Source organism: Streptococcus mitis (assembly GCF_002096735.1).
In the GTDB taxonomy this organism is placed as follows: domain Bacteria; phylum Bacillota; class Bacilli; order Lactobacillales; family Streptococcaceae; genus Streptococcus; species Streptococcus mitis_CZ.
This window is the reverse complement of record NZ_NCVC01000013.1, coordinates 68,883-83,359: the sequence shown is the minus strand read 5'-3', so window position 1 is coordinate 83,359 and position 14,477 is coordinate 68,883. Positions and strand designations below refer to the sequence as shown.

Sequence of the window (14,477 nt, the reverse complement as noted above, 5' to 3'; positions counted from 1 at the left end):
GAACATTCTAAACGATATCTGGATTTTTCATATCCTAGATAGAAAGTCTGTAGCTAGACTAGTCATTTTCTTCTTTTTTAGCTTTCAAACCGAGTCCACCTAGAAGTCCGGCCAAGGCTAATCCAAAGAATCCAAGAGTAGCCATTGATGTTTGGGCTTCACCAGTATATGGAAGCATGTCTTTTTGGTCTTTCATTTGATCAGCCATCATTGGACTTGATACCTTGTTATTAGATACCATCTTGCCTTCATCAGACATTTTGCTTGAGGCTGCTGGAGCTTGATCTTGTTTCATGCTTGGTGTTGCCATAGGCTGGCTAGCATTCATGGTTTTGTCCTGCTCTTTGTTAGGCATCATCTTATCCTGACTAGCAGCTGGCATTTTAGATTTCATCTCATCTTGATTGGCACTAGGCATTTGAGCGTTCATCTTAGATGCATCTTGATGACTATTCATCATTGGAGCCGGCATAGCTGAACCATTAGAAGATGGGACGAAACCTGACTGCATCGGAATCAGAGACTGATGTCCATGCAAGTTCACTGTCAAATCTTTTGTCGCTACAAGGTTGCTCAAGTCTGCCTTGCCGTCTTTAGCACCGTACACTTTGATGGTAGCTTTATAGCTTTGAGTGCCGTTTTGTTTCAAGAGGTCAAGAAGAGCTTTATCAGATTTTCCTTGAGTGCCGGCCAAGTCTACTTCATAGAAATAGAGACCTTTGCCCAATTTTTCTACTGGTGGAAGAGCTGGATTTTTAGCTGAACCATTGTCTGACCATGGGGCCTTGTCAGAAGCTTTCAAAATCAGACGAGTCAACATACCATCACCAGCGAAGAATTCATATGGGATAACTTGGTTAACACCGGCTGTGAATGGGCCAGGGAAGTTCGCTTTATCCAAGTAAGTGGCTGGGACATCTACTGTATCTTTGGTGTTGTCGGCTACGCCTTTTTGAACTTCAGCTGGGGTGGTTAAGCCATTCAAATTGACATCCAAATTTTTAGTCGCTACGAGGTTGCTCAAGTCTGCCTTGCCATCTTTAGCACCGTACACTTTGATGGTAGCTTTATAACTTTGAGTTCCGTTTTGTTTCAAGAGATCAAGCAACTCTTTATCTGATTTACCCTGAGTACCTGCCAAATCTACTTCGTAGAAGTAAAGGCCTTTGCCCAATTTCTCTACTGGTGGGAGAGCTGGATTTTTAGCCGAACCATTGTCTGACCATTGGGCTTTATCAGAAGCTTTCAAGATAAGACGAGTTAACATACCGTCACCGGCGAAGAACTCGTAAGGAATAACTTGGTTAACACCAGCTGTGAATGGGCCTGGGAAATTGGCTTTGTCCAAGTAAGAGGCTGGAACATCCACTGTGTCTTTAGTATTGTCAGCTACGCCTTTTTGGACTTCAGCTGGGGTGGTCAAGCCATTCAAGTTGACATTCAAATCTTTAGTCGCTACGAGATTGCTCAAATCAGCCTTGCCGTCTTTGGCACCGTATACCTTGATAGTAGCTTTATAACTTTGAGTGCCGTTTTGTTTCAAGAGGTCAAGCAAATCTTTGTCTGATTTACCTTGAGTTCCTGCCAAATCTACTTCGTAGAAGTAGAGACCTTTGCCCAATTTTTCTACTGGTGGAAGAGCTGGATTTTTAGCTGAACCATTGTCTGACCATGGAGCCTTGTCGGATGCTTTCAAGATAAGGCGAGTCAACATACCGTCACCGGCGAAGAACTCGTAAGGAATAACTTGGTTAACACCAGCTGTGAATGGGCCTGGGAAGTTGGCTTTATCCAAATAAGTGGCTGGAACATCCACTGTGTCTTTAGTGTTGTCGGCCACGCCTTTTTGGACTTCAGCTGGAGTAGTTGCTGGTTGCGCTTCATTTGCTTCACGGTCTTGTCCAGAAACTGTAGGCGCAGGATTTATCGCAGGTTTAACCGCTTCCTCTGTTTCTTTCTTAGATTCTGGTTTTGCTTGCACTTCTTCTTTTGGCGCTACCACTTGGTCTTTATCAGCTACATTCACTTTTTCTGGAGAGCTTGTAGCATCCAAGCTTGCTTTAGGTGTTGAGTCTACCTGTTCTGAAGGAAGAGCTGTATCGACTGCTTCTTTGAGAAGTTCTGCTGGTAAGTCGCTCTTTTCACTCACCGAAGTCGCGTCTGGCACAACTTGGGCAGGGGTTGGATTGACCACATCGGCACGTACAGAACTTGGCTGACCAACTAGGACAAAAAAGCCACTGGCCACAACAACTGAGGCAACACCGACACTAAGACGGCGAATAGACCAACGAGTATATCTTTGATTTGGATTGAATTTCATAGGATTCTCCTTAGAGTTTTTCTTTATTTGATGACTCTAGTATAATCTCCTAAAATTAAAAAGGATTAAGAAAAAGTTAAAATTTTTCTTAAATCCCTCTTATAAAATACTTATATTAATTAAATCCATAAACAGATTTGGTGATTTGGTAGACGACATTAGAAAGTTTGCGAGCTGGTAAGACTGAATGTTTGGTCAGACGGCTGAGCATGGTCTTCCGAATAGCCTGAAAGACCTCTGGATTTTCCTGCTGAATATAGGTCCACAGCTCCCGTTTTTTGGCAAGATGCTCTGCTGTGCCTGCTCGGTTGAGCAAGGCACTGGAAATCACTGTCGTGATTTCAATATGATTCAACAGATATTCTCGCATTTTTGGATGACTCACTTGGGACAAATCAAGCTGGTCTACCAAGAGTCGATTGACCTTGAGTTGCTGGTCAATGCGCTTAATCATCACTTGCTCATTGACAGACTGGTCCTCACGCCCAATCAAATAACGATAGAAATCGACAGGCAGATAGTACATGGTCTTGACCTGCTGAAGGGGGGTAAAGACAAAGAGATTATCGACATAAAAGGTATGCTCAGGCAGTTGGAACTGACTAGCTCTCAACAAATCTGTCCGGTAAATCAGCGAGTGCATCATGATATACTGGCCTTTTGAGAAATTTCCGACCTGATCCCAGCCAAAAATCTGTTGGACAGGCAAGACTGACTCATAACTCATACTCTTCTTACGAGACTGACCTTCCTTTTCATAGACAAAATTGGTCACCAAGGCGTCAACCTCTTGCCCATCACCCTCTAGTTCCTGCAAGGTTTCAAGAATTTTTAAGTAGGCACGAGGATCCACCCAGTCATCACTATCCACTACTTTAAAATAGCGTCCAGAAGCCTCCGCCAAGCCACGATTGACCGCACCGCCATGGCCTTTATTTTCCTGATAGATGGCTCTAACGATGTTAGGATACTTGCTGGCCAAACGCTCAGCGATTTCCTGAGTCTGGTCCTGGGACCCATCATTGATAATCAAAATCTCAACTTGCTCACCACCAATCACTAGCGACTCCACACAGTAATGAAGATAGGCAGCGGCATTATAGCTAGGGATGGCGATAGACAATAACTTCATAATCTACTCCTTTAGGGGACTGATTTGTTCTTACTCTCTTGTCACTTCTTTCTATTTTACCATAAAGTCCAGATTTTAAAGGACTTTTACTAGAATACAAGGGTTGCTATCTCTATTTGCTATTTTGGACATCAAAAAAGAGGGGATCCCCCTCCTTACGAATTTAATTCTGCCAAGTCATCTAGATACTGGTTGTTAATAACCGCCAAGATATAGGCATCTGCTTTCAAGAGGTCATTAGGACCAAACTGGACATCCAGTGGTGAATTTTCTTGTTCACGAAATCCTAGAACATTGAGGTTGTATTTGCCACGTAGATCTAGCTGACTCAGGCTTTGACCTGCCCAAACACTCGGAATTTTCATCTCCACGATAGACACATTTTTATCTAGCTGAAAGACATCAACATTGTTATGAAAGAGAATGGTCTGCGCTAGAGACTGCCCCATTTCATACTCAGGTGAAATCACCGAGTCAGCACCGATTTTTTCTAGCACCTTCTTAGCTGTCTGGCTTTTGACCTTTACAATAACCCTTGGTACCCCTAGACTCTTACAATGCATAACTGCAAGCACACTCGACTCTAGATTTTCCCCTGTTGCCACTACAACCGTATCACAGGTATCAATTCCTGCAGTTCTGAGGAGTTCCTCGTCTGTAATATCGCCCACAACTCCACGCGCCAAAACTGGCTCAAATTGATTGATGCGCTCAGCGTGGTCATCAATGGCAATGATATTCATATCTTGCTTGGCTAGGGCCGTCAGGACACTACTCCCGAAAATCCCCAAACCTAAAATTCCAATCGTACGATCTGACATCGTTCTTCCTTTCTTATCCAATACTAATATCTGCTTTCATATACTGAATCAAATCTTTCTTATCAGGCTGGTAATCCGCTAGACTAACCAGCAAGGTCAAGGGACCGATACGGCCAATAAACATGAGCACCATGACAATGCTGAGAGCTAACTTGCCCAGTTCTGGTGTCAGATTTGCCGTTACCCCAACTGTCGCAAGAGCTGAAATGGTCTCAAACATGAGGTAGATAAATCGCGGCGTTCCCTCTGCCGTAATTCCCAACAACATCAAGCCCAACAAGAAGGTCATCAAAAAGATAATGAAGACACTAAAGGATTTTTGGACTGTTCGAGTCTCAATGGTTCTCTGCGCAACATTAGCATGAGGTAAGCCCAGCAATTCACTACGCGCAAAAACCAACAAGACAAAGAAAGTCGTAATCTTGAGCCCCCCAGCCGTTCCTCCAGGCGCCCCTCCGAGAAACATCTGTAGGATATAGATAAACAAGGTCACAGGCCGAGCTTGAGTGTAGTCAATAGAAGCAAAGCCAGCCGTTCTCATGCTGACGGTTTGGAAAAAGCTAACCAGCACTTTCTCTGGGACACTGAGATTGCCAATGGTCCCTGGATTGTGCCACTCCGTAAAGAGTGTGGATACTGTCCCAAACAGCAAAATTCCTGCAGTCAAGAAGAGGACCAACTTGGTGTGGAAACGCAAACGGCGTTTTTTCTTCTTGTCAAACTGGGTTGCCAAGTCAAACCAGACCATAAAGCCGAGACCACCCGTGATAATCAAGCCAGCAATGACCAGATTGATCAAGGGATCCGTCTGAAAAGCCACTAAACTGCTACTACCGAAATTATCAAAACCAGCATTACAAAAGGCTGAAATGGCTAAAAAGATAGAGGTAAAAATGCCTCGTCCCCAGCCGAACTCAGGAATAAAACGGAAACTTAGTAGAAAGGCACCCAAGCCCTCCACTAGAAAAGTCGTCAAAAAGATAGACCGCATAAAGGCCTTCAGCGACCGAGTCTCCCCGTAACTAAAACTCTCCTGAATGGTTTCACGACTGCGAAGACTGAGCTTTTGCTTCCCCTGAATATAAAAGACTCCGATAAAGGTCATGAGCCCCAGACCACCAATCTGTATCAAGAGCATACAAATCAACTGGCCCCAAACATTATAGGTAGTAGCCACCGGTTGCGTAAAAAGTCCCGTCACACAGACCATAGAAACCGTCGTAAAAAGATGGTCAAAATAAGTAGCCTGCGAACCGCTTGCCTGGACAAAAGGCAGACTCAAAAGGAGAGAACCTATAAAAATAACTCCAGCGAAACTTAAAAAAATCCGACGAGCTGGCGAAAGTCCGCCAAAGACCCTTTCAAGTTTTTTCACAAATAATTTGAATAACATACATCCATTGTACCATAAAAAGAAGGAGAGTAGCTAGATCTGAGAGACTATCTCAAGGCAGAGTTCCAAGGCCTTTTCGAAAGCCTCTGAACCCCAATCACGACTATCGTACTGGTCCAAGTCTGCTAGAGAGTCCGCTGTAAACAACAATTCTCCCCAAAGAACGCCACGCAGTTGAGCTACCGCCGCAAGTGCAGCACACTCCATCTCCACAACAGCACAGCCTTCCTCCTTGCGATAAGCTACCTTTTCAGCCGTTTCTCGGTAAAAGCCATCTGTCGTCCAGGTTATGACTTCCTCATAGGGAATCCCTTTGGCTTCCAAAACTCGCTCAATGGCAGCAATAGCCTCTGGCTGAATTTCCATATAACGAGAAGGTGCCACATAGTGGTAACTAGCACCCTCATCTCGTAAAGCCCGAACCGGGACTAGAAAGGCGTTCTCCTCTATATCAGCTAGCACACCACAGGTTCCGGTTGAAATAATCTGCTCCACACCATAGCCAATCAACCAATCCATAAACTGGGCCGCTGGAGCCGAACCGACAGGCGCCTGGGCCAGACAAATTTCCTCACCCTTGTAGTTCACGACATAGACTGGATAGGTCTTGGTGGCAGAAATGAATTCTCCGACACAGTCCGCCCCTACTTCCCTCGCATAACGGTCAATCTTCTCTTCTAAAAAAGCATAGACACACTTCTTGGGCAAGTGCAAGTCCAGTTTCTCGTGATTTGGCATAATGACCGCCTGAGGATTATCATCAAACTCTAAAATGGGAATTACATGTTTCTGAATCATAACCCACCCCCTCTGATTTTGTACTATTGTATCAAAAGCTGACTCAGTGTCAAGGAGTTGAATTTAGCAATCCAGAAATCTCCTCTTCCATACACTTGAGAAATCGTTGCACCGCTGGAGAAGTCGGTTTCTGTTTTGGCAAAGCGATTGAGGACTTATGAAGAATACAAAATCCAACAACAAAAAAGACATGAATCTGAAATAAGCAGAACATGTCTTTTTTAGCTTGTTTGAAAGTCAAGTAAATAAATCTTAGCTCTTCTAGAACTCCCTTATTTCCACAAACCACCTAAAATCTGTTTTTCTAATAAGTCTAGGTCCTCTTCCTTTATTTCTCCGTTGTCGCTAACGATATAAAGTTGAGCGAAGTAAGCCAACAATGGACCAACACAAATACGAACCATTTGAGGAATCGTTAACTCTGTATTTACACGTGGATCTGCTAGCAATTCTTTATGAAGCACTCGAAGTTTATCTTGAATAGCATTCCAGATAAAAATCTGTTCATTTTTTAGTTTCTTATTTGAAAAACTCTCCTGCAGAATGATTTTCATCAAAGCACGATTTTTTTTGAGATAGCTCATACGATCGTGGACGAGATAACGAACCCTCTCTTCTGTCGTTTCAAAAGCTAAGAGTTCCTCAACAAAACTACCGAAAATGCCTGGGACTACAGGATGTAAAATAGCCGTCAATAGATCATCCTTCGTCTTAAAATACTTAAACAAAGTTGCCTGGCTTAGTCCAGCACGCTCAGCTATGTGAAGAGTTGAGGTCCCATGGTAACTCCTAGTTGATATGAGATCCACTGCTGCCTGCATGATTTTTTTCTTTCCTTGAGGGTAATTCGCTTCTTCTAAGTAATCTTCAAACGATTCAAAAACAGTCTTATCCATCTAATCTTCACACCTTTTTAGCATTATTTATGTTGATTTCTAAACTTTACGATAACGACGCAATCCAACAATATTGAGAATTGTTAAAATGATCAAGAAAATCATTAAAACACCAAGATTTGGCAAAATATCACCAAGATTGTGTCCGTAAAGAATAATCTGGCTTATTGCATCACCAGAATAGGTTAATGGCAAAAATTTCCCCACAGTTGGAGCCCATGCTCCCATGGATGACAATGGAATAATCCCTGAGAAAAAGAGTTGAGGCATAATCACGAGAGGAATAAATTGCATCATTTGGAATTCTGATTTTGCTAGAGTAGACAAGAGAATTCCAAAAGCTAGTGCTACAAGAGCCAGTACCACATTAACTATTATAACATTTAAAATATTTCCTACAACTTCTACATCTAGTAGCCAAATTGCTGCTAAAACGACAACTGCCGTTTGAAAAATCGCAATAATACCGTAAGACAACATATAGCCATAGACAATTTCAGAACGTTTCACTGGGGTTGCTAACAAGCGATCCAAGGTTCCACTTGTGCGCTCTTTCAAAAGTGCCATACCAGAAATCAAAAAGACAAAGAAGAAGACCACAAAGCCAATTAAAATTGGAATCATACGTGCAAAGAATCCAGTATTTTTATCTCCATATTGGTAAAATTCTTTGATTTCAGGCGCCTTTGCATCTAATTTCAATTGTGGAAGAGCTTGTTTGATACGAGATAGTAACTGATCGGTGCCTTCACTGGCGATACTTGTTCGTAACACTTGTCGTATCATAGATGTCTTGGAGGCATCTGTATTTGCGTAGTCGACCTGATACTCACCGTCTTTATAAGAAATCACAGCATCGACTTTTTCATTTGCTAGCGCTTCTTTGGCCTGATCTAAGTCTTGATAAGTCTCGATGTCCACATGATCAAGCTCATCCATTTTCGTTATCAAACCAGTTGGTAGATCTTGTGTCGCTAACTTGACATTCACGGTTGTACTAGCTGAAAACATGAGGTTCATCAGCCACATAATAAATACCGGCGCTACAAACATCATAGCCAAGGTTCGTTTGTCACGAAGCAATTCTTTGATAACTTTTTTAGCAATAGCAATGGTTCTCATCTTACTCTCCTTCTGCTTTCAAAAATACTTCTTCAATACTTGAAACTTGATAACTTTCTTTTAAGTGTTGCGGTGTATCAAAAGCAATGATTTTTCCACCTAATAATAAGCCGACCTTATCCGTTAACTCTGCTTCATCCATAACATGGGTAGTAACTAATATCCCAACCCCATTGTCTCTAAGCGCGAATAATTCTTTCCAGATTTTCTTCCGAAGAGAAGGGTCGATTCCAACTGTCGGTTCGTCCAAAATCAAGAGCTGAGGATTCCCCAGAAGCGCGATGGCTAAAGACAAGCGTCGCTTCATTCCTCCAGAATAACCGGATACCGTTTTATTCAAATGCTCTGTCAGATCCACAACTTGAGCCACATGGGCAATTTCAGCTGTCAGATCTCTTTTGGATAGCCCTTTTAGCTGACCAAAAAATTCCAGATTTTCTTGACCTGACAAAGCCTCATATAAGGCATCTGACTGGGCCATATAACCAATATCTCCTAAAATATGACGATTGGGCATAGTATGATCCAATACCAAAGCAACCCCTCCGTCAGCTTTTTCCATCCCTAACATAGTCTTAATCATAGTCGATTTACCAGCACCAGACGGACCTATTAAGCCTATAATTTCTCCCAGCTGCAATTCAAAGCTGACATGATTCAAAACCATTTGACGACCAAAAGACTTATCCAAATCTTGTAAATGTAGCAATTTTTTCATATGTTTCCTCCTAGGTGAGTGTTCACTCACTTACTGAATATAGGACTATTATAGTGAGTGTTTACTCACTTGTCAAGAAAAAAGTTGAAATTCTTTAAAAAATAAAGCACCAGATTCGTATCTGATGTTTATAATGCACATGTCTTATTTCTAAAAATGTTTTTGAACTTCCTCTCTATACTCCGAAATGGTCTTTTCTGTCCACTTTATTAAAGGCCTATTTCCCCTCTACTTTTCTCGGCTAATCCAACCATCGTCATTGCTATCGCAACTCTAATGACCTTGGTAATGGGAATTCATTTTACTCATTTTTATATGAAACAGACTAAGAAATTTTCAAGACCTAATTGAAACCAAATTAGCCCTTGGAAGTCAAAAAATCCTCGAACTCTACGCTGACCGTCTAGCAGAATCAGACCAAATGCGGCATGGCATTTCTAAGAATTCGGTTAAGGGACGTAACCTACAAGCTGCTTACGTGGATGGATTTACTTTGAGAGATTTCTTCGCCTTCAACCAAGGACTAAATAAAATGGGTGACCAAGCACTTCCTTTTAAAATTCACCCTGAACATTTTGTATTTGCTGGAGTTCACGGTGGACAGGAAGTGAGGAGTTGATTGGAGAGTACGGTCAACCAACTTATCAAAAAATCTTTATCAGTCTAGATGCTGAAAAACCAGTCGTTCCTGATTCCGATACAAAATGATACTGCCACTCTCATGTCCGATCCAAGCCTTGATATCAAGATGTATGGTATGCACCAGTTCAAAATGAAAAAGGTGGACTCCGCATCAAATTAGGCGTCTTTTCCCCAGAAGCAGCCCCAAGCGAGATGGTACTCGGTCACCAAGAACACCTAGCAGTTGAATTTTTTAATGCCCTCACAATCGCCTGTCAAAACAAAACAATTAAGGGAAAACTACTCAACGCCCTCTTAAAATTCAAGTAAACAAAAACGGGTGACTGAACAATTTAGCCCTTGAAAGCTACAATTGCAAAGTCACTCGTAAAATATGAATCTATAAGCGATATAAAAAACATACTAGTAATTACTTACGATTACTACCTTTAAATAAGATCATCGCTGTCTTACTCTATCCGGAAGTTATTATCAAATTTTTAAAAAATCAACTTCCAAGATGATCATTCACTATAAAGAACTTCTAACTCCCTTTTTAGATATTCAGCCAGATGTTGATGAGCAAAGATGTCAGCATTCTTTTCCGCCGTAGGATTATAGTTTGTATTGGTATTTACATCATACACATAAATATCACCGCTTTCTGACTGAACCCATTCAATAGCAGCAACATCAATCTGAGCATTTTTTAGGAAGTTTTCATAAGCTTCTTTTTGAGATTCTGGTAAAGGTTCTGTAATTTGGAACTTTTCAGAAGTTTCCAGTTGTTCTGGTCTCTTACCAATTTGACAACCATCTGCTGGACAAAGTTGGAAACCATCTGAAGAATCAATTGAAACAGTATAAAGGAACTTCTGATTGATAAACTCTGAACGACGGATACGACCATCACTTGGTTTAATATAAGCCTGCAACAAGGTAATACCATCTACTGAAGGTTCAAAAGCAGAACTATTAACATAAGCTTCCAGTTCCTCTTCATTTTGGAAAAGTTGAACTCCTAATCCTTTTCCTGCTCTGTTATGCTTGGTAATTAAAGGATAGATATTCAATTTTCTTGCTGCCTCAATGATATTTTCTGGGCCCAAAACAGCAACTGTTGCTGGAGTTTCAATACCAGATTCATTTAATTTCAAATATTGTTTCACCTTACTGATTTCTAGATTGATGGCTCCCGTTCCATTAACTACTTTACGTCCATGAGCTTCTAGCCAAGTAAGTACCTGTTCCGTAAACTCTGGTGCATAACGATGGCCTCTCGTATGAGAAGATGCAGACATCCTATTGTAAAAAATTCCTTGTGGAGGCGGACTTTGAAGATCTAATATCCCACTTGATAGATCCCATAGTTCATAAGGTACTTGTATTTTTTCTAACCATTTTACTAAATGCTGTGTCCATTCAATATTTTCATGAATCACATAAACTTTTGCGTTACTCATAACTCCTATCTCCTTTAAGAAAAGTTAACTGACAATTGATGTTGCTTGTCTTCTTCTAAACTATAACCCTCGGTTTTTTCAATGACACTGACCGTTAAGATTTGACCCAAGACATTGATCATTGTACGACCAGCATTCACAAAGAAATCAACTGCGAAAATCAAGGCTACTCCTTCTACTGGCAATCCAAGCTGAGGAGCTGCTGCCAACAAAACTACAATAGCTCCCGATGGAACAGTCGCTGCAGTTTTCCCAATCAAGGTCAAGAGTAAAACTGTAAAGAAGAGACTTGATAATGAAAGTTGGATGCCATAGGCATGTGCGATAAAAATAGTAGCTACTGAAAAATAGACCGCCGCTCCTTCTAGATTAAAGGTATATCCTAGGGGAACAACTAAATCAATTGTACTCTCATCATGCCCCTGTTTTTTTAAATCCTTTAATAAGGAAGGTAACACGACACTCGAACTACCTGAAATAAATGCTAAGGTCAAGAGACTCCAATTTTCACGAAAAGTAGTCAAATATGGTACTTTAAAAATCGAAGCAATCAGAGGGAAAACAACTAAAATGAGAACTGCATAAGCCAAATAGGTTCCGATAACAAATTGACCAAGTCCAACTAACTTATCAATTCCTGTACTAGCGACATCTTTTGCAATAAAGCCAAAGATTCCGATAGGAGATAATTTTACAATAACAGCTACAATTTTATAAATGGCTTCAATCCAGATCTGGAAACCTTCAAGAATTTTTTGGGTTTTATCACTTTTCAAGCTACCAATTCCATAACCAAGAAATATAGCAAAAACAATAATTGGAAGAAGGGAACCTTCTGAAACTGACTTCACAATATTTGATGGAATAAAACCAAGTAAAAACTCACTCAATTGGACATTATTAGCTATCCCGTCGATATTACCTCCAGTTTGACCAATATTCACACCTTGACCAAATCCCAAATAGTAACTAGAGAATACAAATAACAAGGTGATTGCAGTTGTAACAGCAAAAAAGTAGAGTAAGGTCTTCGTTAAAATTTTACCAAACGATTTTTTTCCAATGACACTAGCCACTGCAACTACTATAATTGGGAATATTAGTGGAATAATGACCATGTTTACCAATTTGATGAATACTTGTCCTAGAAATTGATAAAAACCTGAAAATTGTGGCCAGATTACTGCAACAACAACACCTAAAATCAAAGCTAACAATAATTGCAAACCAAGTGAAAGTTTTGACCATAAATTAACTAATTTCATAAAATAACCCCTTTGCTTTTATTTGTTAATTATTCTACTACGATTCCTCTAGCTTGACTAATATATATTTTCTATTGTGATCATAAATAAGATTTATAACAATATCTCAAAGTGTCATCGTATCTATTTCGCTATCCATTATAAATTTTTTAATCTAGAAAAACACCACCATATCTAAACTACTCAACAGGATGGACAACTCCATAATGGTAAAGAAGAGTAACTTCACTACAAGAAGACTGGGGAAACTCAATTTCAGGAGAAATGAAGTAAATCTTCCCACAACAAAAGGCATATTATCAAGCTTTTTCAACACCTGATAATATGCCTTTTTCTTATCTTAAAAACTATTTACCAATCTCTTTATTTCACAGGTATCTCCTTAATCACGCGTGCAGGATTTCCAGCTAGGACAACGTTGTCGCCAAAGGATTTAGTGATTACAGCCCCTGCTCCAGCAACAACATTATTGCCCAGTGTCACTCCAGGAAGGACAATGACGCCACCTCCAGCCCAGAAATTGTCTCCGATAGTAATAGGCTTGCCGTATTCCACACCTGAATTACGTTCCTGCGGGTCCAATGGATGGAGGGGAGTCAAGAACTGACAGTTGGGACCAATCATAGCATTGTCACCGATGCGAATCGGACAAACATCCAGCATGGTCAAGTTCCAATTAGAATAAAAATTTTCCCCTAGATGGATATTGACCCCATAATCGACCACCAGGCGTGGATTGACAAAAATATTTTGTCCAGTCGAGCCAAACCAAGTCTTGATGATTTCGGCTCCCTTTAAGGGATCTTCTTCCTTGTTAAAGGCAGACTGTTTTTGGCGAGAAGCCTGAGCCAAGGACCGCAATTCTGGGTCCGATGGACGGTAAACCTCTCCCGCTATCATTTTCTGGTATTCACTGGTCATTGTTTTCTTCTCCTTGTTCCCTACTATCATATCAAATTTTCTACGTGTCTGACTAGAATAAGGAGCACTTTCTACAATTGATACTCTGATTGTCATCATATCCTGTCTAAACGAATACGAGTCACGATTCCGTCTGGGTCTGTGATTCCCAACTGGCTCGATGTCAGCCATTTGATTGGTGCATCAACTTCTTGTGCTCGCTGGGCAATCGTTAACAGTTCTTCTTTATGTGCGACTTCGATGACATAGTAGGCCAAACCTGGCAAGCCTTGCTTACGCGGAGCCAGATTTTTTCCTCCCCATTCGTTGACTGCTAAATGATGATGGTAGCCTCCAGCTGCAATCCAACTAGCGCTAGGCACACTGAATTTATCCTCTAACTCTAACACCTTTTGATAAAACTGGCTGGACTTTCGACTATCCTTGACGGACAAATGGATATGCCCCATTCTCGTACCCTCTGCTAAAGTAAAGGGCTCTACTCTTTCCCCCAACTCATAGATATCCTGTGCCGCAAGGGCCTCAGTGACCCCTATAATACGACCGTCTTCTCGAATATCCCATGTAGAAACCGGCTTATCTCGATAGAGTTCAATGCCATTTCCCTCCAAATCCTCCAAATAAAGAGCCTCACTGTAACCATGGTCTGCGCCGCCGACAAGAGGAATCTGTAAATCTGTCAGGTGTTTCAAGGCATCAGCCAAAGCCTTGCGTGTCGGCAAGAGAATAGCCAGATGGTAAAGGCCATAATGTCCCCTTACTTCACTGCTCTCTTCTGCTTGAATCAAGTGTACCAAGGCTTTTCCTCCAAGTCCAAGAATGGCCTCTGTCTCAGTTTGAGATAAGATTTCTAAACCAATAATTTGCTGATAAAAGGCTGTTTGACTTGCCAAATCCTTTACATTTAAAACTGCCTCTGCCAAATAAATGTGGCTCTTGTATTCATAGGTCATAAATGGCCCTCTTTTTTAATTGTAATTATTTTTGTTACAACTATTATATAA

The 14,477-nt window shown here is 41.1% G+C and carries 13 protein-coding genes and 1 pseudogene; 2 read left to right on the top strand and 12 right to left on the bottom strand.

Annotated elements, in window-relative coordinates; all coding sequences use genetic code 11:
• Positions 1–58: 58 nt before the first annotated feature.
• From B7703_RS03075 to B7703_RS03035, 8 genes are all read right to left on the bottom strand, one after another.
• The gene (locus B7703_RS03075) at positions 59–2,323 is read right to left on the bottom strand and encodes an SSURE domain-containing protein (RefSeq protein ID WP_084923584.1); all 2,265 of its coding nucleotides are present in this window, start codon (positions 2,321–2,323) and stop codon (positions 59–61) included.
• 115 nt (positions 2,324–2,438) lie between these two features.
• The gene (locus B7703_RS03070; RefSeq protein ID WP_084923582.1) at positions 2,439–3,455 is read right to left on the bottom strand and encodes a glycosyltransferase family 2 protein; all 1,017 of its coding nucleotides are present in this window, start codon (positions 3,453–3,455) and stop codon (positions 2,439–2,441) included.
• A 155-nt stretch (positions 3,456–3,610) separates the two neighbouring features.
• Positions 3,611–4,276: a potassium channel family protein gene (locus tag B7703_RS03065; protein ID WP_084923581.1), complete on the bottom strand. Its 666-nt coding sequence runs from the start codon at positions 4,274–4,276 to the stop codon at positions 3,611–3,613.
• Positions 4,277–4,289: 13 nt separating this feature from the next.
• Positions 4,290–5,669: a TrkH family potassium uptake protein gene (locus B7703_RS03060; RefSeq protein WP_084923579.1), complete on the bottom strand. Its 1,380-nt coding sequence runs from the start codon at positions 5,667–5,669 to the stop codon at positions 4,290–4,292.
• A 33-nt stretch (positions 5,670–5,702) separates the two neighbouring features.
• Entirely contained in the window at positions 5,703–6,467 is a 765-nt protein-coding gene (locus B7703_RS03055) for a nucleoside phosphorylase (RefSeq protein ID WP_084923577.1), read from the bottom strand.
• 272 nt (positions 6,468–6,739) lie between these two features.
• Positions 6,740–7,363 (bottom strand): TetR/AcrR family transcriptional regulator, encoded by a 624-nt coding sequence (locus B7703_RS03045; RefSeq protein ID WP_064275793.1) that lies wholly within the window; start codon positions 7,361–7,363, stop codon positions 6,740–6,742.
• Between the two features lie 39 nt (positions 7,364–7,402).
• Positions 7,403–8,485 (bottom strand): ABC transporter permease, encoded by a 1,083-nt coding sequence (locus B7703_RS03040; RefSeq protein WP_064275792.1) that lies wholly within the window; start codon positions 8,483–8,485, stop codon positions 7,403–7,405.
• A gap of 1 nt (position 8,486) precedes the next feature.
• Positions 8,487–9,203, bottom strand: a complete 717-nt coding sequence (locus tag B7703_RS03035; RefSeq protein WP_064275791.1) for an ABC transporter ATP-binding protein — start codon at positions 9,201–9,203, stop codon at positions 8,487–8,489.
• 228 nt (positions 9,204–9,431) lie between these two features.
• Between B7703_RS03035 and B7703_RS10185 the strand changes: the two are divergent.
• Together B7703_RS10185 and B7703_RS03030 are read left to right on the top strand one after the other, a co-directional pair.
• A pseudogene (locus B7703_RS10185) lies at positions 9,432–9,554 on the top strand (low temperature requirement protein A); the annotation flags it as partial.
• Between the two features lie 70 nt (positions 9,555–9,624).
• A complete protein-coding gene (locus B7703_RS03030) occupies positions 9,625–9,822 on the top strand; it encodes a hypothetical protein (protein ID WP_001215751.1) in 198 nt (65 codons plus the stop codon).
• A gap of 526 nt (positions 9,823–10,348) precedes the next feature.
• Here B7703_RS03030 and B7703_RS03020 read toward each other — a convergent pair.
• The 4 genes from B7703_RS03020 to B7703_RS03005 all read right to left on the bottom strand — a co-directional run bounded on the left by B7703_RS03020 (position 10,349) and on the right by B7703_RS03005 (position 14,426).
• Entirely contained in the window at positions 10,349–11,287 is a 939-nt protein-coding gene (locus tag B7703_RS03020) for an ATP-grasp domain-containing protein (RefSeq protein WP_084923576.1), read from the bottom strand.
• A gap of 14 nt (positions 11,288–11,301) precedes the next feature.
• Positions 11,302–12,552 (bottom strand): dicarboxylate/amino acid:cation symporter, encoded by a 1,251-nt coding sequence (locus B7703_RS03015; protein ID WP_049502308.1) that lies wholly within the window; start codon positions 12,550–12,552, stop codon positions 11,302–11,304.
• 363 nt (positions 12,553–12,915) lie between these two features.
• Complete coding sequence (locus tag B7703_RS03010; protein WP_084923574.1) at positions 12,916–13,473, bottom strand: sugar O-acetyltransferase; 558 nt, start codon at positions 13,471–13,473, stop codon at positions 12,916–12,918.
• Positions 13,474–13,568: 95 nt separating this feature from the next.
• Positions 13,569–14,426 (bottom strand): VOC family protein, encoded by an 858-nt coding sequence (locus B7703_RS03005; protein WP_084923572.1) that lies wholly within the window; start codon positions 14,424–14,426, stop codon positions 13,569–13,571.
• Between the last annotated feature and the right edge of the window lie 51 nt (positions 14,427–14,477).